Annotated in this window: 18 protein-coding genes and 1 riboswitch; of the genes, 6 read left to right on the top strand and 12 right to left on the bottom strand. The window is 34.7% G+C overall.

Going from position 1 to position 21,177, the window contains the following annotated elements; all coding sequences use genetic code 11:
* Nucleotides 1-31 precede the first annotated feature (31 nt).
* The 8 genes from uvrB to CPG45_RS11195 form a co-directional block, all read right to left on the bottom strand.
* Nucleotides 32-2,017, bottom strand: a complete 1,986-nt coding sequence (gene uvrB, locus CPG45_RS11230; RefSeq protein ID WP_096231977.1) for an excinuclease ABC subunit UvrB — start codon at nt 2,015-2,017, stop codon at nt 32-34.
* A gap of 101 nt (nt 2,018-2,118) precedes the next feature.
* Nucleotides 2,119-2,835, bottom strand: coding sequence for a 2-phosphosulfolactate phosphatase family protein (locus CPG45_RS11225; RefSeq protein WP_096231975.1), 717 nt, complete (start codon nt 2,833-2,835; stop codon nt 2,119-2,121).
* 11 nt (nt 2,836-2,846) lie between these two features.
* Nucleotides 2,847-4,079 carry a PDZ domain-containing protein gene (locus CPG45_RS11220; RefSeq protein WP_096231973.1) on the bottom strand — a complete coding sequence of 411 codons (1,233 nt, stop codon included), beginning with the start codon at nt 4,077-4,079 and terminating at the stop codon, nt 2,847-2,849.
* Between the two features lie 9 nt (nt 4,080-4,088).
* Entirely contained in the window at nt 4,089-5,288 is a 1,200-nt protein-coding gene (locus CPG45_RS11215) for a S41 family peptidase (protein ID WP_096231972.1), read from the bottom strand.
* A 148-nt stretch (nt 5,289-5,436) separates the two neighbouring features.
* Nucleotides 5,437-6,579, bottom strand: coding sequence for a murein hydrolase activator EnvC family protein (locus CPG45_RS11210; RefSeq protein WP_096231971.1), 1,143 nt, complete (start codon nt 6,577-6,579; stop codon nt 5,437-5,439).
* A 12-nt stretch (nt 6,580-6,591) separates the two neighbouring features.
* The gene (ftsX, locus tag CPG45_RS11205) at nt 6,592-7,479 is read right to left on the bottom strand and encodes a permease-like cell division protein FtsX (protein ID WP_096231970.1); all 888 of its coding nucleotides are present in this window, start codon (nt 7,477-7,479) and stop codon (nt 6,592-6,594) included.
* The gene (gene ftsE / locus CPG45_RS11200) at nt 7,469-8,155 is read right to left on the bottom strand and encodes a cell division ATP-binding protein FtsE (protein ID WP_096231969.1); all 687 of its coding nucleotides are present in this window, start codon (nt 8,153-8,155) and stop codon (nt 7,469-7,471) included. The genes ftsX and ftsE overlap by 11 nt, the downstream gene beginning before the upstream one ends.
* A 41-nt stretch (nt 8,156-8,196) precedes the next feature.
* A complete protein-coding gene (locus tag CPG45_RS11195; RefSeq protein WP_096231968.1) occupies nt 8,197-9,249 on the bottom strand; it encodes a PucR family transcriptional regulator in 1,053 nt (350 codons plus the stop codon).
* Nucleotides 9,250-9,573: 324 nt separating this feature from the next.
* On the opposite strand from CPG45_RS11195, the gene CPG45_RS11190 reads away from it, so the two are divergent.
* The 5 genes from CPG45_RS11190 (at nt 9,574) to CPG45_RS11170 (ending at nt 14,740) form a co-directional block, all read left to right on the top strand.
* A complete protein-coding gene (locus CPG45_RS11190; RefSeq protein ID WP_096231966.1) occupies nt 9,574-10,698 on the top strand; it encodes a class II glutamine amidotransferase in 1,125 nt (374 codons plus the stop codon).
* The gene (locus tag CPG45_RS11185; protein ID WP_096231965.1) at nt 10,695-12,200 is read left to right on the top strand and encodes a glutamate synthase-related protein; all 1,506 of its coding nucleotides are present in this window, start codon (nt 10,695-10,697) and stop codon (nt 12,198-12,200) included. Before CPG45_RS11190 ends, CPG45_RS11185 begins: the two co-directional genes overlap by 4 nt.
* Before the next feature lie 99 nt (nt 12,201-12,299).
* Complete coding sequence (locus CPG45_RS11180) at nt 12,300-12,743, top strand: 4Fe-4S dicluster domain-containing protein (protein WP_096231964.1); 444 nt, start codon at nt 12,300-12,302, stop codon at nt 12,741-12,743.
* Nucleotides 12,744-14,012 carry an NAD(P)/FAD-dependent oxidoreductase gene (locus tag CPG45_RS11175; RefSeq protein ID WP_096231962.1) on the top strand — a complete coding sequence of 423 codons (1,269 nt, stop codon included), beginning with the start codon at nt 12,744-12,746 and terminating at the stop codon, nt 14,010-14,012. It begins immediately after the preceding gene.
* Complete coding sequence (locus tag CPG45_RS11170; RefSeq protein ID WP_096231960.1) at nt 14,012-14,740, top strand: GltB/FmdC/FwdC-like GXGXG domain-containing protein; 729 nt, start codon at nt 14,012-14,014, stop codon at nt 14,738-14,740. The genes CPG45_RS11175 and CPG45_RS11170 overlap by 1 nt, the downstream gene beginning before the upstream one ends.
* Nucleotides 14,741-14,775: 35 nt before the next feature.
* Here CPG45_RS11170 and CPG45_RS11165 read toward each other — a convergent pair whose 3' ends face one another.
* The 3 genes from CPG45_RS11165 to CPG45_RS11160 form a co-directional block, all read right to left on the bottom strand.
* Entirely contained in the window at nt 14,776-15,891 is a 1,116-nt protein-coding gene (locus CPG45_RS11165) for an ABC transporter ATP-binding protein (protein WP_096231959.1), read from the bottom strand.
* Nucleotides 15,892-16,013: 122 nt separating this feature from the next.
* Nucleotides 16,014-16,178 carry a hypothetical protein gene (locus tag CPG45_RS16870; protein ID WP_157732387.1) on the bottom strand — a complete coding sequence of 55 codons (165 nt, stop codon included), beginning with the start codon at nt 16,176-16,178 and terminating at the stop codon, nt 16,014-16,016.
* Nucleotides 16,171-16,629, bottom strand: a complete 459-nt coding sequence (locus CPG45_RS11160; protein ID WP_096231958.1) for a hypothetical protein — start codon at nt 16,627-16,629, stop codon at nt 16,171-16,173. The genes CPG45_RS16870 and CPG45_RS11160 overlap by 8 nt, the downstream gene beginning before the upstream one ends.
* 122 nt (nt 16,630-16,751) lie before the next feature.
* Nucleotides 16,752-16,943, top strand: a riboswitch (Lysine riboswitch).
* Nucleotides 16,944-17,078: 135 nt separating this feature from the next.
* Here CPG45_RS11160 and lysA point away from each other — a divergent pair.
* Complete coding sequence (gene lysA, locus CPG45_RS11155) at nt 17,079-18,401, top strand: diaminopimelate decarboxylase (protein WP_502695820.1); 1,323 nt, start codon at nt 17,079-17,081, stop codon at nt 18,399-18,401.
* A 23-nt stretch (nt 18,402-18,424) separates the two neighbouring features.
* Here the strand turns inward: lysA and adhE are convergent, their stop codons facing one another.
* The gene (gene adhE / locus CPG45_RS11150) at nt 18,425-21,010 is read right to left on the bottom strand and encodes a bifunctional acetaldehyde-CoA/alcohol dehydrogenase (RefSeq protein WP_096231956.1); all 2,586 of its coding nucleotides are present in this window, start codon (nt 21,008-21,010) and stop codon (nt 18,425-18,427) included.
* Between the last annotated feature and the right edge of the window lie 167 nt (nt 21,011-21,177).

Genomic DNA, 21,177 nt, shown 5'->3' with positions numbered 1-21,177 from the left:
TTAGTTCTCCCTTTCAATAATGAGAAAGAATTTATATTGCATTTTTAAGCATCTTCTTAAGCTCAAATATTCTGTCTCTCAGTTTTGCTGCCTTTTCAAACTCAAGGTTTTGAGCAGCTTTTTTCATCTCATCTTCAAGTGTATTTATCGTATTTTCTATCATTGTTCTATCTATAATATCTGCCTTCTTAGTCACATATGGCTTTTTATCCTCAGCTACTTTTGTCGCCTCTATTACATCTCTAATGCCCTTTACAATTGTCTTCGGCGTTATACCGTGCTTTTTATTGTATTCCATCTGTATATTTCTTCTTCTATTTGTCTCATTTATTGCGTTTCTCATAGAGTCTGTTACAACATCTGCATACATTATAACATGGCCATCTACATTTCTCGCTGCACGTCCAATAGTCTGTATAAGAGATGTTTCCGAACGTAAGAATCCTTCTTTATCCGCATCAAGAATAGCTACAAGAGCGACTTCTGGTATATCGAGTCCTTCCCTTAAAAGATTGATACCTATCAATACATCAAACTTGCCAAGCCTTAAATCCCTAATAATCTCCATCCTCTCGATAGTTTCAACATCAGAATGGAGATATTTTACTTTAATCCCCATATCATTGAAATAATCTGTCAAATCTTCTGCCATCTTTTTAGTCAATGTTGTAACAAGTACACGATAGCCCTTATCAACAGTTACTTTAATTTCACTCAATAGGTCATCAACCTGACCTTTTACAGGTTTTACCTTTATCTCAGGATCTATTAATCCAGTTGGACGAATAATCTGCTCAACAATCCTTTCAGAATGCTCCATTTCATACGGACCAGGTGTTGCAGAAACACATATAAGCTGATTTATCCTCTTTTCGAATTCTTCAAATTTTAAAGGCCTATTGTCAAAAGCTGATGGAAGTCTAAATCCAAATTCTACTAAAGACTCTTTCCTTGCCCTGTCACCATTATACATTCCTCTTATTTGTGGCAATGTTACATGTGATTCATCGATAAACATGAGAAAATCCTTAGGGAAGTAATCTAGCAATGTATACGGTGGACTTCCTTTTGGCCTTCCGGATATATGCCTTGAATAATTCTCTATTCCTGAGCAATAACCGACTTCTTGGAGCATTTCAATGTCATAATTTGTCCTCTGTTTTAACCTTTCCGCTTCAAGTATTTTGCCTTGTTCTTTTAGCTCTTTATACCTTTCTTCTAACTCCTCTTCAATGCTTACAATTGCTCTTCTAAGTTTCTCTTTTGATGTTGCATAGTGGGAGGCCGGAAATATAGCCACATGACTTCTTTCACCTACAACTTCGCCTGTCAGGACATCTATTTCTGTTATCCTATCTATCTCATCACCAAAAAGTTCAATTCTAATAGCTCTTTCAGATGATGATGCAGGGAAAACTTCTATAACGTCCCCTCTCACTCTAAACTTGCCTCTTACAAAATTTATATCATTTCTCTCATAATGTATATCAACAAGTTTTTTAAGTATCTCATCTCTATCTTTCACCATGCCAGGCCTTAAAGACAGCATCAAATCTTCGTAATCCTCTGGATCACCAAGACCATATATACACGAAACACTTGCAACGATTATGACATCTCTTCTTTCAAAGAGTGCCGCCGTTGCAGAGTGCCTAAGCTTATCAATTTCTTCATTTATTGATGCATCCTTCTCTATATAAGTATCCGTCTGCGGTACATATGCTTCAGGCTGATAATAATCATAGTAACTTACAAAATATTCAACAGCATTATCTGGAAAAAATTCCTTAAATTCAGAGCACAATTGTGCCGCTAATGTCTTATTATGGGCTATCACAAGTGTCGGTTTATTTACAGTTTTAATTATATTTGCCATAGTATATGTTTTTCCCGAACCAGTAACACCGAGTAATGTTTGACATCTTAGGCCCATATTTACTCCTTCTGTCAATTTCTCTATAGCATCAGGTTGGTCACCTGTTGGTTTGTAATCTGAAACAAGCTTAAAATTACTCATAATAACACCTTCTAAAAATAATTCTTTCCGAATACCATATATTATTATATCACAGGTGCAAAATCAACACAAACATATGTTTTAAGCCGGCACACGCCGGCTTATATCAATTTGACTACACCATCTCTATATTTAGGAACTACTGAAAACATATCTATCGTTGTACAAAATTTTATATCATCGTGAAATCCAAGCTTCTCAATCCTATTTAAATGATAACCATATTTCATGATATCCATAATATTGTTCTCAAAAGATTTATATAAGAAGTAACAAGCTTTTGACAAGTCGTCACTTTCAAAAGAAGTTTTGCTTCTAAGCCTATTTATAATTGCACCTGCTGTTATAACATCATCAATAGAAAACTTCCCTTCTGTACCGGCACATATTATCAAAGTATCTTTATTTTGACTGTATATATAATCTGCAACTGCCGAAACATTTAAAAGGCAACCAACAACGACATCGTCTGATGATGAAGCTTTCTTAAGAGCTCTTGTTCCATTTGTAGTCGTAATAATAATCGTCTTTCCTTTTACAACATCACTCATATATTCGAGAGGTGAATTAGAAAGATCAAATCCATCTATTTTAACAGCATTTCTTTCGCCCCCTAAGAGAAAACTACCCTTTTCAAGGCGATTGGACATTTCAATGGCATCCTCAATCTCTGAAACAGGTATAACTTCCCTTGCTCCATTGACAAGTGCAGTCGTTATAACACTTGTAGCCCTCAAGGTATCTATAACAACAACAACCTTATCTTTTAGTTTTTTATCTATAACTGCATTGTGTGTTTCATATGTTTCTAAAAACATGTTTTTGCCTCCTAGTTTCTTTTTTTAAATTTGTTTATTATACTTCTTATTAATCCTCCGTTTTCCATATCCTCTAATCGAAATACTGTTTTGGCATATCGCGGTACCACTAAAACACCCAGCCATTTAATCCCTCTACAGTTTCTGTATTCATAATTTACATAATTTCCATCAGGTTCTTTTACCACAATATATATAATTGTTGGTTCAGCAATAAGCATCCTTTTTATATCTTCTTCACTATTAATTGTAATATCATTTATCCTCATAATGATATCACCGGGTTTTATACCGATCTGCTCAGCAGGAGAATTTCTCATAGTAGCAAGAACCATTAATCCTGTTTCCTGTGCTTCAAATAATGGGCTTTTACTTTTTTCCTCTTTTTGTCCTATTATTATAAGCATCTCATGGGCTAAAGGCCCAAATATCGCGGCAATCCATTTAAATATATAATACTTACTTCCTATAAGCGATAACAATATTAAAACTATGCTGAATGCTAATAGTCTTATGGCAGATTTTTTTGCTCTTTTTTGTGGCATCTCAGTAAGGGCAATATCGCCATATCCTAATGCCGCAACAACAGGTAACAACATAAACATTATATCCTTAATATTTGAGGATGGTCCAAGTAAAGGCCACCAATCGGGCATATTTATAGATGATGCACCACCTGTTACTGCAGTAGTTGTAGCTAAGGCTACAAATGGAATAGGCCAGAATTTTCGCATTGTATACCCGCCAATAATTTTACCATTTTTCTGTTCTACGAATATCGGTATACTATTAACTGCTCCATCAACATAAATAAGTATACTCTCCATAAGATGTAGAATACCAACGATAGCCATAAGCCCCGCAACATTTACCTTTGGAAAACCTGTCAATAAACTTACAATAGACACTATCCCACCGGCGTATGAAAAACAGATATACCTTGGATTAATAAGCAGTAGAAGTATAGCTAACGGAAATACATATTCTATGCCTATATTGTCTAAAGTTATTCCAAGTGATACAATTATAATACTTCCAAGGATCCCAGTTAAAAAGCCATATATAACAGAATCAAGCGTTTGATCCTTTAGTGAATTCTGCTCCTTCCCTATTATTTCTCTCTCTAGTTCAATATTTTTTTTATACTGTAATACTATAAACCCAACTACTAACCACATCAATGGATTTAATATCATTAATGAAACAGACTTAACAATCAACCAAATCAATTTTATAAATACCATATCAACACCTTATTTAACCTCTGACTTTACGATGTCATAAGCTTTAATCAATTGTGTATCGCCTTTTAAATCAGGTTTATCTGTAACGACATAGTTTTTAGGAAGCTCAACAACATAATTTGGCTCAATACCCTTTCCCTGTATATTAACACCACTTGGGGTATAATATCTTGCAGAAGTATATTTCAATGCAGTACCATCACCAAAATCGATTATTGATTGTACGAGCCCCTTTCCAAATGTCTTAGTACCGACGAGTACACCTACGTTTCTATCTTTTATAGCACCAGATAATATCTCAGATGCACTAGCACTACCACCATTTACAAGCAATGCAATTGGTTTGCCCAGGCCGGGTCCCTTTGCATAAATCACTTGATTATCCCGCTTATTTCTCCCTTTAGTTGAAACAATAAGACCTTTTGGCAATAATTCATTAGCGACATTAACGCATTGTTCAAGGATTCCTCCCGGATTATCCCTTAAATCTATTATCAAGCCATTTAAACCTTGAGCTTTTAATTTGTTCAACGCTTTAGTAAAATCTTCTGAAGTATTCTCATCGAACATAGTCATCTTTATATACCCTATATTATTAGGAAGCATTGTGCTGCTTATTGTCTCAAGCTTTATTATCTCTCTCGTCAATGTCTTATTTATCATTTTATTATCCCTTAATAATGTTATTGAAACATTTGTGCCTTGTGGTCCTTTCATAAGTGATACAGCCTGATCAAGATTATTGCCACTGACTTTTATATTGTTGACAGAGAGAATTATATCACCCGATTTTATATCTGCTCTTTCACCAGGAGTATTTTTTATAGGGGAAACAACAACAATATGTCCATCTTTATCAACAGAAACGACAATACCTACGCCAGCATAGGAACCTGTCGTCTGTGTCGTAAAATCTTGATAGTCTTTTTTATCCATATAAACCGTATATGGATCACCAAGTGAACTTGCGAGTCCTTTTATGGAACCATCCACAAGCTTTGATTGATCAATTTTGTCGACATAATCATTGTTTAATATGTTTTTAACCTGAAAAAGTTTATTGTATTGCTTCATTAATTCGTATTCTTGCCGTGGCACTATGGCAGAGCCACCAAATATTAAAGGTATCCCCTTTGTCAAATAAAATGTTAATATACTTGTTATTAATACTAGTAATACCGCCCCGGTAAAAATTTTACGTCTATTCATATTTAAGCTTTCATTCCTTTCTACATCGTTTAGTCATAAAATCTGTAAAAACATTACTTTCAATCTTTCCACTTTTTTAACAGTCTTATAAATTATATGCCATTACATTTTATTATACAATAAGATATCGATAAAAAAAATAGACCGGTTATTTTAACCAGTCCATAGGATTCACAGGAACACCGTTTTTACGTACTTCGAAATGACAGTGTGGACCTGTAGAAAGTCCTGTACTTCCGGCTTTTGCGATCTGCTGGCCTCTTTTAACTGTATCACCTACACTTACAAGAAGCTCGGAATTGTGTCCATACAATGTCGATATTCCGCCACCGTGGTCTATTATCACGGCATTACCATATCCACCATAATATCCAGCAAAAATGACTTTGCCATCACCAGCTGCAACAACTGCTGCACCATAAGATGCAGATATATCTATACCCGTATGTGTCTTATATTCATGCAATATCGGATGGTACCTTGTCCCAAAAGGTGATGTAATAATTGAACTGCTTGGAACCGGCCAGCCTAATTTTCCTCCTGAATATACAACACTAGATTTTGCTTGAAGGCTCGCAATAATGCCCTCCAATTGTTTAGATTGGTTCAATAAGGCTTGTTCTTGCTCTTCGTACAGTTTTTGCTGTCTTTCCAAATCCCTCATAATTCCTTGTCTCGATACCATTGCAACCTCTATATCTCTTTTTCTCAATGCTACCTGGTTTTTATAATTTTCTGCATCCTTTTTTACAAGTGCAAGCTGCTTAGCCTTATTTTCTACAATTTGCCTTTGTTTTTGATATGAATTGAGGAGATTAACATCAAATCCTACAAGCTTCTTGATGACATCTAGCCTCGTAATAAAATCTGCAAAGCTCTTAGAGCTCAATAGTACATCGAGGTATCCTGTCTCGCCACCGCCTATGTACATAGCCCTTACTCTTTCTTTTAAGGTATTCTGCTGCTTTTCTTCAACTTTTTTTGCCTCATCTAAGTCTTGTTGTGTTTTGTTTAATTTTGCGATAATGTCATTAAGCTTATTTTGTGCATCATTCAATTGTTTTGTAGTGTCATTTAACTTCATATCAAGATTTTGAAGCTCATTTGCGAGGTCTTTCTTTTGTTCCGCTATCTGATTTTGCGCAGCCTTGTTTTGATTTATAGAATTTTGGACATTATTAAGCTTATTTTTAGCATCCTGTAACTGGTCTGCCTTCGGAGATGATGAAATAAGAATAGATACCGAAAGCAAAACCATAAAAGCAATTCTTCGATATCTGCCTTCCTTCAATAATATACCTCCTCACACATTCAAAAATCTCTTAATTGATATACCACTTCCAAGTGCCCCTATCACTGATCCCATAAGCAAGAAATACAGCAGAGATTGCCTCAGTATTTTACCAACAGGCAATAATGTAAATATTATTAGCTTGTTATTTACTATATCGGTAGCATAACCATATAATAAACCCAATACTATGATTGACAAAAGTGCCCCGAAAAGGCCAAGCACAATTCCTTCAACAAGGAAGGGCCACCTTATAAACCAATCTGTAGCGCCGATGTACTTCATGATGTTAATCTCTCTTCTCCTTGAAAATACACCAAGTTTTATAGTATTTGAAATTATAACAACTGAAATTATAAAGAGAATAAGTATTACGCAAAGCCCTACTATCCTTATTATCTTTATAATTCCAAGCAGTTTGTCGACTACATCTTGTCCATAACTAACTTGTGTTACACCATCAATCTTTTTTATCTCATTTGAAATTTGTTTCATCATATTTGCGTCGGATACCTGAACAATAAAAGATTGTGGCATTGGGTTATCATCCTGCAACCCATTTACTAAATAGCTTTTATCTCCTAACTGCTTTTTGAAATTATTTAGTGCATCCTCTTTTGATTCAAATTTAATAGACTTTACACCATCTATCGCCTTTATCTTGTCTCCTACTTCCATAGCCTTTGTTGTATCATAGCTGTCATTTATAAATGCCTTTAATTGAAGCTGTGATTCAACTTGGTCCGCCATAGAATCAACATTTAGTATGATCATTAAAAACAAACCAAGTATCAAAAGCGCTGCTGTCACAGATGTAATAGACGCTATAGTCATTGCTCTATTCCTTTTTACGTTTGTTAAGCCTTCCTTTATATAGTAAACTACTGTATTAAACCTCATATCCGTAAACACCCCTCATTTCATCTCTTACGATATTTCCTTTTTCAAGAGCAATAACCCTCTTTTTCATAACATCGACAATATCTTTAGCATGTGTTGCCATAATTACGGTTGTACCTCTTTTGTTTATTTCTGAAATCAATTTTACAATTTCCCAAGATGTATCCGGATCAAGGTTTCCCGTTGGCTCATCGGCGACAAGTATTGATGGCTCATTTACTATTGCCCTCGCTATTGATACTCTTTGCTGTTCACCACCTGATAGCTGCTGTGGATATGAGTTGGCTCTATCACTTAACCCTACAAGCGACAAAACCATAGGGACTCTTCTCCTTATATATTTTGGCTCTGCCTCTACTATTTGCATTGCAAATGCGATGTTTTCATACACAGTTTTGTTTGGTAGAAGCCTAAAATCTTGAAATACAACACCCATTGTTCTTCTTAAATATGGTACTTCTCTTTTTTTTAATGTCGTTATATTTTTTTTGTCAATAAATATACTTCCTGTTGTCGGAATTTCTTCTCTTAATAAAAGTTTTAATATCGTCGATTTACCTGCACCGCTCGGTCCAACCAAAAAGACAAATTCGCCATTTTCAATAGTAAAATTTATATTTGAAATAGCTATAATATCATTTTTATACTTTTTTGAAACCTCACTAAATCTTATCATGCAAGCTTACATTCCTTTCAAATTTTTACTGCAATAATACTCTAATCTTTAAAAAGTTTAACCAACAGCATAATTATTTTTAACATCATCGCATCATCAAATTGTTTCGGATCAAGTTCTGTCATTTTATGTATCTTGTCAAGCCTGTAGACTAATGTATTTCTGTGTATATATAAATCTCTCGATGTTTCACTTAAATTGAGACTATTTTTAAAAAATGCATTCAATGTCTGCATAAGCTCATCATCATTAAAACAATCTAATTTACCTTCTGCCATGACATTTAAAAATCTCTTTATTATATCTTCTGGTAGTCCCATTAAAAGTTCAGCTAATACATAATTGTTATAGAAGTATATACCTTTTTCATCATTGTCAAGCTTTTTACCTATTTCTAAAGCAGTGCATGCTTCTTTATAGCCATAATTCATGTTAATCAAATCCAGCGGCTTGTTTGATACACCTATACTTACCTTTATATATACTTCAGATTCAATAGTATCTTTTAAAATCCTTGTTGCTTTATCTATGTCAGTATCAGCCACATCTAATAGTAATATCGCAAACCTGTTTGTACTTAATATTACAGTATAGTAACTATTCTTATCAAATATATGCCCTACAATTTTAACTGCATCATCAATTACATCAGATGACTCTATAATTATTATTCGATACAAATCTTTTTTATTAAATTTATATTTTTCAATATAGTAGAGAATCTCGTCTTTCTCAATATTTCCAGTAAGCAGTTCAAATAAGAAATCTTCTTTTGATAATTGATTGTTTAAATGTTCAAATGCTTTTGACAAAATTAGTAGCAAATTTTCTGTTTTTTCGCCAGTGCCATAGATGCCAACAGTCAAGAAAAGCCTATCTTCAATAAATATGTTGTTAAATGTTATATTTTGCCATTCAAATATATCTCTTTTCTCCATATATTCTCTATTTACATCAAAAAATCCTTCTTTTTTTAAAATATTTTCATCACCTGTGTAAATTATTTTGCTATTTTTGTCGAGAAGGAATAGAGGTACCTCTAAATATTTTTGAAAATCCCTAGCAGCTTTTTTTATATTTTCGTACATATTCATATTAGACCACCTTATTTATTAGTATACATTAATTATACAATATTTTGTAGAAGAAAAAATAGCCAGTGTAGAATTTTCTAATTTTTTGTCACAAAATGTCACTAATTTATTGTGATTTAATTCTAACGTAAATTTTATTATGAATTTTTATCATTTATATATTGCAATTTTTATAAAATGTAATATAATATTGATAATACTTATAATGGATGCAAATCCCTATAAAATACGTGATTTGCGGACAGATATATATAGTAAACATTTTCGTTAATTGCAATTTACAAAAATATTCTTTCACATAAAAATTTTTAAGGGGGTTATAAAATGTTGAAAGAAGGCAATATAAGGATACCTTCTGGCTGCGCCATCAGCGGCATTATAGATCAAACAGGCGCAGTATTTACAGGTCAAACAATAGCAGATTCCATTGCAACGATGCATGATAGATCAAATGGTCTTGGCGGAGGATTTGCCGCATACGGTATTTATCCGGAATTTAAAGATCACTATGCTTTTCACATGTTTTATGATGGCTTAAAAGCAAAGCAGGAAACAGAAGATTTATTAAAGGCTAATTTTGTTGTGGCATTTGAAGAAAAAATACCTACGAGAAAGACGCAAGGTATAAACAATGCACCGCTTATTTACAGATATTTCGCATTGCCGAAATTTGAGAAACTGAATGCATTAGAATTAAGTGACGACGATTTTACAGTTAAATTTATTTTTGATGTAAATAAAAATATAAATGGTGCGTATATCTTCTCAAGTGGTAAAAATATGGGTGTATTTAAAGCTGTAGGATATCCTGAAGATGTGGCAGAATTTTACAAACTCGAAACGTACAGCGGCTATATGTGGACTGCCCATGGAAGATTTCCTACAAATACACCCGGATGGTGGGGCGGTGCACATCCCTTTAATCTATTAAACATTTCCGTCGTTCATAATGGCGAGCTTTCATCATATGATACAAACCGTAAATACTTAGAAGAGTTTGGATATGTATGCACACTCCAGACAGACACAGAAGTCGCTGCATATATATTTGATTTGCTTTTAAGAAAGCACAATCTTCCAGTTAACTTAGCAGCAAAAGTAGTAGCGTCACCACTTTGGAAGCAGATTGATCGCATGTCATCAAAGGAAAGGGCTCTTTACAATAGTCTAAAAATGATATACAGCAAGGCCTTATTAAACGGTCCATTCTCTATCATAGCAACTTATGAAGGTGGATTTATAGCGATTAATGATAGAATAAAATTGAGACCATTAACAGCAGCTAAAAAGGGTGATATGATATATGTAGCAAGCGAAGAATCGGCAATAAGGGAAGTTTGCAAAAGCCCTGATAAAATCTGGATTCCACGCGGTGGAGAACCTGTAATAGCCGAGCTTGAACAACAAAATGCTTTAGAACTGTATGAACAAAAGGAGGTTACCGCATGAGTTTAAACTACCTCACGCCAGAATTTAAAGTATTAAGAGATTATGATAGATGTATTAATTGCAAAGTTTGTATGAGGCAGTGTGCTAATGAAGTACACCGCTATGATGAAGACCTCGATAAAATGGTTTCGAATGACTTAGAATGTGTAAATTGTCAGAGATGTGTCGTCATGTGCCCGACACAGGCTCTGACAATTATTAAACATCCACAGGTTTTTCGCGAAAATGCAAACTGGACATATGATGCAATAAGAGATATATATAGACAGGCTGAGACAGGTGGGGTACTCCTTTCTGCTATGGGAAATGATAGGCCATATCCTATATATTGGGACAAGATGGTCATTAATGCGAGTCAAGTTACAAACCCTTCTATAGACCCTTTAAGGGAACCTATGGAGCTTAGAGTATTTATAGGTAGGAAGCCAGACAAGATTGAACTTGATGAAAACCTGAATGTCAAGACAAAGATACCGCCACAGCTTAAGTTGGAATTTCCTATAATGTTTTCCGCTATGTCATACGGTTCTATAAGCTACAATGCACACGCATCATTGGCAAGGGCTGCTGAAGAACTCGGTATTTTTTATAATACGGGTGAAGGCGGGCTTCACAAAGATTTTCGCAAATATGGTAAAAACACAATTGCACAAGTTGCATCTGGGAGGTTTGGTGTTGATAGAGAATATTTAAACACTGCTGCAGCAGTAGAGATAAAAATCGGTCAAGGTGCAAAACCTGGTATTGGCGGACATTTACCAGGAGAAAAAGTCAGCGAAGATGTATCTGAAACGAGAATGATACCTGTAGGTAGTGATGCCATATCTCCAGCACCACACCATGATATATATTCGATAGAAGATTTAAGTCAACTGATATATTCACTTAAAGAAGCAACAGATTATAAAAAACCTGTTGGTGTTAAAATAGCTGCAGTAAACAATGTCGCTGCTATTGCATCAGGTATAGCAAGAGCAGGTGCAGATTATATCGCAATAGATGGTTTTAGAGGTGGAACAGGCGCAGCACCTAAGAGGATAAGAGACAATGTTGGTATTCCAATAGAATTTGCAATCGCATCTGTCGATTCAAGGCTTCGTTCAGAAGGCATAAGACATACGGTTTCCTTGATTGCGGCAGGTAGCATAAGAAATAGTGCGGATATAATAAAGGCAATCGCACTTGGAGCAGATGCAGTTTACATTGGTTCCGCTGCTTTAATTGCCCTTGGATGTCATATGTGTCAAAAGTGTAATACAGGAAAATGCAATTGGGGTATCGCAACACAGGATCCAAACCTCGTAAAGAGATTGAATCCGGATATCGGATATAAAAGGCTTGTAAATCTCATAACAGCATGGAGCCACGAAATACAAGAAATGCTCGGTGGCATGGGAATAAATGATATAGAAAGCTTAAAAGGCAACAGGCTGATGCTTAGAGGAATAGGTATGACACAGAAGGAACTTGACATACTGGGTATACTTGCCGCCGGAGAATAGTATGAAATCGTGATATGCTTTGCATCTGGCGCCTTCGCAGTTAATAGTTGTCTAAAAGGTCATGAAGATTTAAAATATTGAGAAATTTGGAGGTTTGTTATGAAGAAAGTTTATGCAAGAGAAGAAGTTTGCATTGGTTGCAAACTTTGCGAAGTATATTGTATAACGTCCCACTCAAAATATAAGGATGTATTAAAAGCCTATAAATTTGAAAGTGTACGGCCTACGCCAAAAATTATAGTAGAAGAGAATCGTCCTTTATCATTTTCCCTTCAATGCAGGCATTGTGATGATGCACCCTGTGTAAAAGCTTGTATAACAGGGGCTATGCAAAAAGACCCCATAACTGGCGTCGTAACATGCAATACTGATAAATGTGTAGGGTGTTGGACATGTGTCCTTGTATGTGGTTATGGTGCAATAATAAGAGATTTAAATAACAAAGTTGCTTCGAAATGTGACCTTTGTGCTGAAGCAGGTGAACCAGCTTGTGTAAAAAATTGCCCCAATGAAGCTTTAGTATACAGTGAAGGAGGTATATAGATGAAGATTGTTATAATAGGAAATTCAGCAGCAATGGTCGGTGCAGTCGAAGCAATCAGGAAACATGATAAAGCGTCAAATATTATAGTTATATCTGATGAAAAATATCATGTGTATTCAAGGCCACTTATATCATATTACCTTGCAAACACTGTTACGGAAGAAAATATGTCATATAGGGATAAAGACTTTTACCGTAAAAATAATGTTGAAACAATACTAGGTGTTAAAGCAGCCTCCATTGATGTAAATAATAAACATGTAATATTGGAAAACGGCGATTATGTACTATATGACAAATTGCTTATAGCAACTGGTGGAAAGCCATTTGTTCCACCAATAGAGGGCTTAAATAAGAAAAATATCCAGACATTTATTAAACTTGATGAGGCGAAAAAGTTAAAGGCATCAATTAAACCTGGTTCTAAAGCAGTTATAATCGGCGGAGGTTTAATAGGTTTCAAAGCTGCTGAAGGGCTGCATGCACTTGGTGCAGATGTAACAATTGTAGAACTTGCAGACAGAATATTAAGTACGATACTTGATAATGAGTCAGCCTCAATTGTAATCAAAAGGCTTATGAAAGATGGCATCAAGATAAAAACAGGTACAACTGTTGATAAAATAATTGGCAATGAATATGTCGAAACTGTTCATCTAAAAAATGGTGAAGAACTACCTGTAGATAACCTTATATTTGCAATCGGCGTAATACCAAATACTGACGTTGTCAAAAATACACCTGTAAAAATAAATCGCGGCATCGTAGTTGATAAAAATATGAAAACTAATATTGATGATATCTATGCAGCTGGTGATGTTGCAGAAGGCTACGATATGCTTTTGAAATCAAATAGGGTAGTTCCGATATGGCCAAATGCTTACATGCAAGGTGAAACAGCTGGTCTAAATATGATAGGAATTGAAAATGTTAATAAGGGTATATTTCCCATGAATTCTATAGGCTATAAAGATACCTATATAATAACAGCGGGTATAATAAACCCTCTAGATGATTCATACCAAGTTATGGTTAAGACAGATTTTGATAAGGATTTGTATAAAAAAATTGTTTTAAAAGAAAATAAGCTTGTTGGATTTATATTGATTAATGATGTTGATAGAGCAGGAATATACACTGGTTTAATAAGAGACAGTATTGATGTGACACCATTTAAGGATTATTTATTAAAAGATGATTTTGGATATGTATATTTCCCAAAGGATTTCAGAAAATCAAGGATGTTGGGACAGGAGGCTGCTGTATAATGAAGGCAATAAATGCACAGGGTATTTATTACAAAGAACTTAATGAAATGATAAAAGAATTAGTCAGATCTGGTGAAGATATAATTAATCTAAAAAATGTTAATGGCCAAAGGTATATAGGTGACAACTTAACAGGAAATACAAAAATAAATATCGAGGGCACTCCTGGTAATGATTTAGCTGCTTTCATGGACGGCTTAACAATTGAAGTTTTTGGTAACGGTCAAGATGCAATTGGCAATACGATGAATGATGGCAATATAATCGTTCATGGACATGTCGGTGATGTTGTAGGTTATGGCATGAGAGGCGGCTCCATGTATATTAAAAGTGATGCGGGTTACAGAGTCGGTATACACATGAAACAATATAACGATAAAATTCCTGTCCTCGTTATAGGCGGCACACCTGGTGATTTCTTTGGTGAATATATGGCAGGTGGATGTATGATAGTTTTAAATCTTAAAAACAATAAAGACATCGTTGGAGAGTATTGCGGAACTGGAATGCACGGCGGTGTGATATTCTTAAGAGGCGATGTAGAAGATTATAAGCTTGGCAAAGAAGTAATAAAAGAAGATGTCAATGACGATGACATTAAAGTAATTCAAAAATATGTTAAAAATTTCTCCCAGTATTTTGACTACGACTTTGATAAAATCATGAACCATAAATTTATAAAACTTCATCCGGCAGGAAGCAGACCGTACGGAAAATTGTATGCATAAAATAAAGCCTACCAGAATAATAGGTAGGCTTTATTTTATCTATTGAGTATTGTATTTTCTGTTTCTTTGTCAAATAGGTGGAGTTTGTTTACGTCAAGGCCAATCTTAATTATGTCTCCAGCTTTTGCTGTTGATCGTGGATCAACCCTTGCTGTCAATGGTTGTCCTTTTAGATCTAGATAGAGATATGTCTCAGAACCCATAAGCTCTGTCACATCAACTCTGGTCTCAATAACACTTTCCGGATATGCATCAAGGAATACTTCCTCATCGTGGAGGTCTTCTGGTCTGATTCCTAGTACTACGTCTTTCCCTATATAGCTTTCATCTTTTAATCTCTTTACAATCCCATCTGGTACAATAACTCTGAATCCCTTGAATGCAGCATATACTTTTCCATCGGATTTTTCCAATTTTGCATCAATAAAGTTCATCTGTGGGCTTCCAATAAATCCTGCAACAAATAAATTATCTGGATGTTCATAGATTACCTGTGGTTTATCAACTTGCTGTACAACACCATCTTTCATGACAACAATTCTTGAACCCATTGTCATAGCTTCTGTCTGGTCGTGTGTTACATAGATAAATGTCGTCTGTAATCTATCATGAAGCTTTGCTATTTCTGTTCTCATCTGAACTCTTAATTTAGCATCCAAGTTTGATAATGGTTCATCCATAAGGAATACCTTTGGATTACGAACAATAGCACGTCCTAATGCGACCCTCTGTCTTTGTCCACCTGATAATGCCTTTGGTTTTCTCTTAAGATAATCTTCAATTCCAAGTATCTTTGCAGCCTCTTTAACCTTTTTATCAATTTCTGCTCTTGGTACTTTCCTAAGCTTAAGTCCAAATGCCATGTTATCATATACTGTCATATGTGGGTAAAGTGCATAGTTCTGGAAAACCATAGCTATATCTCTGTCCTTTGGTGGAACATCGTTGACTAATTTCCCGTCTATATATAACTCACCCTGGCTAATCTCTTCAAGTCCAGCAACCATCCTTAATGTCGTTGATTTTCCACATCCTGATGGACCTACTAAAACAATAAACTCCTTATCTTTTATTTCAAGGTTAAAATCTTTAACTGCTGTTACTCCACCTTGATATGTCTTGTATACATGTTTGAGAACAACATCTGCCATTTCTAAAATCCCCCTTAATATTAGTAAACGTTTGATACTTATATTATAATATTGTTTTCTCATATTTCAAATATGCAATACCAATGATATTTATTAATATTTTTTGTACATTATTTATCATATTAATCATCTCTTTTACTAATATTGTCAAGATATTCAAACCATAAATAAACTAGTATTGCGTCAACTACAATAATCATAATAAATATAACCAAATTAGCATTCATTCCTTTCTCTGCACTCAGGGTACAAGAATTTATAAAATCATCAGACATAAACTTAGGCATTCCCTTTTCTCATCCATGGTGCCAATTTAAATATTGTAATCAGATTCCCCATAGACATCAATGCTAAAATATCAATAGGTATACTATATAGGTAACCCCAATGGATATATCTTAATGCACCTATAAAATTAAGAGCATATTCCATAATAAAAAATAATACAGTCGAGACTATAATATCGATAAGCCTCATTAATCTATTCTTTGGATATGTCTGTGCAAATAAAATACCAATGGCAAATGGTGCCCCAACAGTAAAGAAAAGTGCTGAATGGATAATTTTTGCTATTGTAAATTTAAATTCATATAAATGCAAATGAACAGCCATATTGTCAATAATTAACTGGCATAGTAAAGCGAATAATCCACTCCAAAACGTGTATTTTAATTGTTTCAAATCAATTAGTAAAATAAGTATCACCCATGCAGCTACAGTTGTAATAAGCCAAGGCATACTTTTTCCTCCTCGTAAAAATTCTTTAATATATTATCTCCAAAAAATGTATAACTATGTTGACACATATTAATATTAGTGTTATTATATTTAAAAATAAATATGTACCTCATCTTCCTTGAAGGTGAGGTAGAGGAGCGGAGAATCAAGAGTAGTATACTGTAGGTTTTAAGGAACCGTTGATAGTATATGAAAGGGATAAATCCGCCGAAGCGTGCAAATACCTTAATATTTGCAAAGCTGGGCCTATGCTTAAGAAGTATAGGACTGTCACAAGTAGCTACCCTAATTACTTGTGAAGAGCTATCTCGCTTAGGGAAAGGAGGTATTGCTATGTCTTTTGATAGAATCCAGCTACTGAGAATACCTTAGCTGTTTTTATTTATATATTAATTTTCATAATTTAAACTATAAAAATAAATGGAGATGATTTTGTGCTGAAAAGTAGCATGCATATAAATTCGAGAGGACACCTTGAAATAGGTGGATGTGATACAGTTAAAATTGCAAGACAATATGGTACGCCATTATATGTAATTGATGAAGAATTATTAAGAAAAAATTGTCGTTCTTTTTATAATGGATTTAAAAAGGATTATCCAGGAAACGAAGTTATATACGCCAGTAAGGCATTTATGACGACTGCGATATGCAAAATCATAGAGGAAGAAAATTTAGGTCTTGATGTGGTATCTGGCGGTGAATTATATACTGCATTAAAAGCAGATTTTCCCGTTAAAAATATTTATTTCCACGGAAACAATAAATCCAGTGAAGAGCTCACAATGGCATTGGAATACAATATCGGATGTATCATCGTCGATAATTGGTTCGAGCTTAATATGTTAAATGAACTTTCTTTTAAGATGAAAAAAAAGCCTAACATATATTTAAGGATTTCACCTGGCGTTGAAGCCCATACCCATGAATATATAAAAACAGGACAGATCGATTCAAAATTTGGTTTTCCACTATTTAATGGAGATGCACTTGATGCCATAAAATATGCATTGACACTCGAAAATATTAATTTAAGAGGATTACATTGTCATATAGGCTCTCAGATATTTAGTTATGATTCATATAAGGCTGAAATTGACATCATGATGAATTTTCTTAAAAAAGTAAAAGAACATACTGGATGGGAAGTTGATGAATTGGATTTAGGTGGTGGATTTGGTATTGCATATGTCGATGAGGATGACCCACAACCAATAGAATTGATAGCCCGGGAAATCATGAAATCAGTCGAGGAGTATTCAACTAATTTAAATATCAAAATGCCCCGTATCATCGTTGAGCCTGGTCGTTCAATTATAGGCAATGCCGGAACAACTTTATATACAGTCGGTGCCATAAAAAATATACCAGGCGTCAGAAAATACGTTGCTGTTGATGGTGGTATGGCTGACAATATAAGGACAGCATTATATGGTGCAAAATACAATGCAATAGTTGCTAACAAAGCCAGGAAGATTAACCTTGAGAAAGTTTCGATAGCCGGTAAATGTTGTGAATCCGGTGATATGCTTATATGGGATATAGAGCTTCCACAGCTTGAAAGTGGTGATATTATCGCTGTTACATGCACAGGGGCATATAATTACTCAATGGCAAGCAATTACAATCGCCTTCCACGTCCGGCAGCTGTATTAGTTAATAATGGTGAATCAGATTTAATAGTTGCGAGAGAAACATATGAAGACTTAGTCAAAAATGATGTCATTCCAAATAGACTCTTAAATGAAAATAAAAAGATAATAAATTATTAAAAAAGGAGCAAACCGCTCCTTTTTTATTTAACACCTTCATATGCATTTATATACATCTGCTTGATCTCTTCAATCAATGGGTATCTAGGATTTGCTCCTGTACATTGGTCGTCAAAAGCAGATTCACACATCTCATCGAGTGTAGCATAGAATTTCTCTCTTGACACACCTGCTTCACTTATTGTCTTAGGCATATTTATCCTATTCTTTAAATCATCTATGGCTTTTATTAATAGTTCAACTTTTTCATCCTCTGTAGTACCGCCAAGCCTTAAATAATCAGCAATGACACTGTATCTCCATTTTGCATTAGGATATTTGTATTGAGGAAATGCCGTCTGTTTTCTAGGGTTGTCAGCAGCATTAAATTTAATTACTTCGTCAATCAAAAGCCCATTTGCAACACCATGTGGTATACGATGCATTGCACCTAACTTATGTGCCATTGAATGGCATATACCAAGAAAAGCATTTGCGAAAGCCATTCCAGCCATTGTGGCAGCATGTGCCATCTTTTCTCTTGCCTTTACATTATTTGGGCCATCCTCATAAGCTTGAGGCAAATACTTAAATATAAGCCTGATTGCTTCCAGCGCTAAACCATTAGTATATTCTGACGCGAGTACAGATACATATGCTTCTATCCCATGTACTAAAGCATCTATACCAGATGCAGCCGTCAATCCTCTCGGCATATTCATCATAAGCTCAGCATCAACGATTGCCATATCTGGTGTCAATTCATAATCTGCTAAAGGATATTTTATACCAGTTTTTTCATCTGTTATAACCGCAAATGGTGTAACTTCTGAACCAGTACCGGCAGATGTGGGAATTGCTATTAGCATTGCTTTCTCACCCATTTTAGGGAATGTATAAACTCTCTTTCTTATGTCCATAAACCTTAATGCTAAATCTTCAAATCGGACTTCTGGATGCTCATATAATACCCACATAATCTTAGCAGCATCCATCGGTGAACCACCGCCTACAGCTATTATTACATCAGGCTTAAAATTAAGCATTTCCTGAGCGCCTTTTCTTGCCGTTGCGAGAGTTGGATCGGGTTCTACATCGAAGAATATACGGTAGTCCACTCTAATTTCTTCTAGTATTTTTGTAACCTTATTGACAAAACCAAGGTCATACAAAACCTTGTCTGTTACTATAAACGCTCTTTTTTTATTGCTGCTATCAAGCTCCCTAAGTGCAACTCCAAGGCTTCCATATTTAAAATATATCTTCTCTGGAACCCTAAACCATAGCATGTTTTCTCTCCTTTCGGCAATGCTTTTGATATTTAATAGATGTTTTACACCTACATTTTCGGATACAGAATTACCTCCCCATGTACCACATCCAAGCGTTAATGAAGGAGTCAATTTAAAATTATAAATGTCACCTATTGCACCATGTGATGATGGCATATTTATTATGGTTCTCCCGGTTTTCATCGTTGCACCAAATTTTTGGATCCTGTCACTCGACCTAATCTGATCTGTATAAAGAACAGACGTATGCCCAAATCCACCAAGCTCAATAAGCTTTACAGCTTTATCTAAGGCATCATCAAATGTATTTGCTCTATACATCGCGAGTATTGGCGAAAGTTTTTCATGTGCGAAAGGTTCGTCAAATGAAATTGAATCAACTTCGCCGATTAAGACTTTAACATCTTCCGGCACATTTAAACCAGACATATTTGCTATCTTATATGCACTTTGACCAACTATCTCAGAATTAATAGATCCATTTTTAAATATCACATCTCTTACTTTATCTATTTCATCACCTTTTAAGAAATAAGCACCTCGTTCTTCAAATTCCTTCTTAACTTCATCATAAATAGAGTCAATAACAATTACAGACTGTTCCGATGCACATATAACTCCATTATCGAAGGTTTTAGAGAGAAGTATTGAGCTAACTGCCATTTTAATATGAGCAGTTTCATCTATGATAACAGGTGTATTTCCCGGTCCTACGCCTATAGCTGGTTTTCCCGATGAATATGCCGCTCTTACCATTCCCGGTCCACCTGTTGCAAGTATCATATCAGATTCTCTCATGACCATCTGTGTTAACTCAAGTGTAGGCTCATCTATCCAGCCAATTATGCCCTCTGGTGCACCAGCTTTTACAGCTGCTTCATAAACTATCTTTGCTGCTTCAATTGTACATTTTTTTGCTCTTGGATGTGGTGAAAAAATTATACCGTTTCTTGTTTTAAGAGATATCAATGCCTTAAATATTGCCGTCGATGTTGGATTTGTTGTGGGTATAACTGCAGCTATAACACCTATTGGTTCAGCAACTTTTATTATTCCAAACGATTCATCTCTTTCAATAATACCACAAGTTTTCTCGTCTTTATACTTGTTGTATATATATTCGGCCGCGAAGTGATTTTTTATGACCTTATCCTCAACAATGCCCATACCAGTCTCTTCTACTGCGGCTTTTGCAAGATTTATCCTATTATCATTTGCAGCCATTGCCGCCTGCCTAAATATCTCATCAACTTGTTCTTGTGTGTATGTCGAATATATCTTCTGGGCAGCTCTTATTTCTTTAAGTTTTTGTTTTAATTCATCAATATTTGTAACCATACAATTACCTCGCTTTATTAAAATTTTTTCAATATTGCGCTTATCGTAATTTATTATTTGATAAATAATTTTTTACTATGTATTTTTTTTAATTTTTTAATGTCATATATGAAATGTATATATTGAAGTTAAATATCTTTAAAAGTATTCAGAAAAGCAAAAAGGAG

This window comes from Thermoanaerobacterium sp. RBIITD (assembly GCF_900205865.1).
Classification (GTDB): Bacteria; Bacillota; Thermoanaerobacteria; order Thermoanaerobacterales; family Thermoanaerobacteraceae; genus Thermoanaerobacterium.
This window is presented reverse-complemented; position numbering and strand designations above follow the sequence as displayed.

Bases quoted from the DNA above. Each gene is read 5' to 3' on its own strand.
- CPG45_RS11175 (WP_096231962.1), top strand. From the start codon at position 12,744: ATGAAGATTGTTATAATAGGAAATTCAGCAGCAATGGTCGGTGCAGTC.
- uvrB (WP_096231977.1), bottom strand. From the start codon at position 2,017: ATGAGTAATTTTAAGCTTGTTTCAGATTACAAACCAACAGGTGACCAA.
- CPG45_RS11180 (WP_096231964.1), top strand. From the start codon at position 12,300: ATGAAGAAAGTTTATGCAAGAGAAGAAGTTTGCATTGGTTGCAAACTT.
- CPG45_RS11220 (WP_096231973.1), bottom strand. From the start codon at position 4,079: ATGGTATTTATAAAATTGATTTGGTTGATTGTTAAGTCTGTTTCATTA.
- CPG45_RS11195 (WP_096231968.1), bottom strand. From the start codon at position 9,249: ATGAATATGTACGAAAATATAAAAAAAGCTGCTAGGGATTTTCAAAAA.
- CPG45_RS11160 (WP_096231958.1), bottom strand. From the start codon at position 16,629: ATGCCTTGGCTTATTACAACTGTAGCTGCATGGGTGATACTTATTTTA.
- CPG45_RS11170 (WP_096231960.1), top strand. From the start codon at position 14,012: ATGAAGGCAATAAATGCACAGGGTATTTATTACAAAGAACTTAATGAA.
- CPG45_RS11185 (WP_096231965.1), top strand. From the start codon at position 10,695: ATGAGTTTAAACTACCTCACGCCAGAATTTAAAGTATTAAGAGATTAT.
- CPG45_RS16870 (WP_157732387.1), bottom strand. From the start codon at position 16,178: ATGCCTAAGTTTATGTCTGATGATTTTATAAATTCTTGTACCCTGAGT.
- adhE (WP_096231956.1), bottom strand. From the start codon at position 21,010: ATGGTTACAAATATTGATGAATTAAAACAAAAACTTAAAGAAATAAGA.
- lysA (WP_502695820.1), top strand. From the start codon at position 17,079: ATGCATATAAATTCGAGAGGACACCTTGAAATAGGTGGATGTGATACA.
- CPG45_RS11165 (WP_096231959.1), bottom strand. From the start codon at position 15,891: ATGGCAGATGTTGTTCTCAAACATGTATACAAGACATATCAAGGTGGA.
- CPG45_RS11215 (WP_096231972.1), bottom strand. From the start codon at position 5,288: ATGAATAGACGTAAAATTTTTACCGGGGCGGTATTACTAGTATTAATA.
- CPG45_RS11190 (WP_096231966.1), top strand. From the start codon at position 9,574: ATGTTGAAAGAAGGCAATATAAGGATACCTTCTGGCTGCGCCATCAGC.
- ftsX (WP_096231970.1), bottom strand. From the start codon at position 7,479: ATGAGGTTTAATACAGTAGTTTACTATATAAAGGAAGGCTTAACAAAC.
- ftsE (WP_096231969.1), bottom strand. From the start codon at position 8,155: ATGATAAGATTTAGTGAGGTTTCAAAAAAGTATAAAAATGATATTATA.
- CPG45_RS11225 (WP_096231975.1), bottom strand. From the start codon at position 2,835: ATGTTTTTAGAAACATATGAAACACACAATGCAGTTATAGATAAAAAA.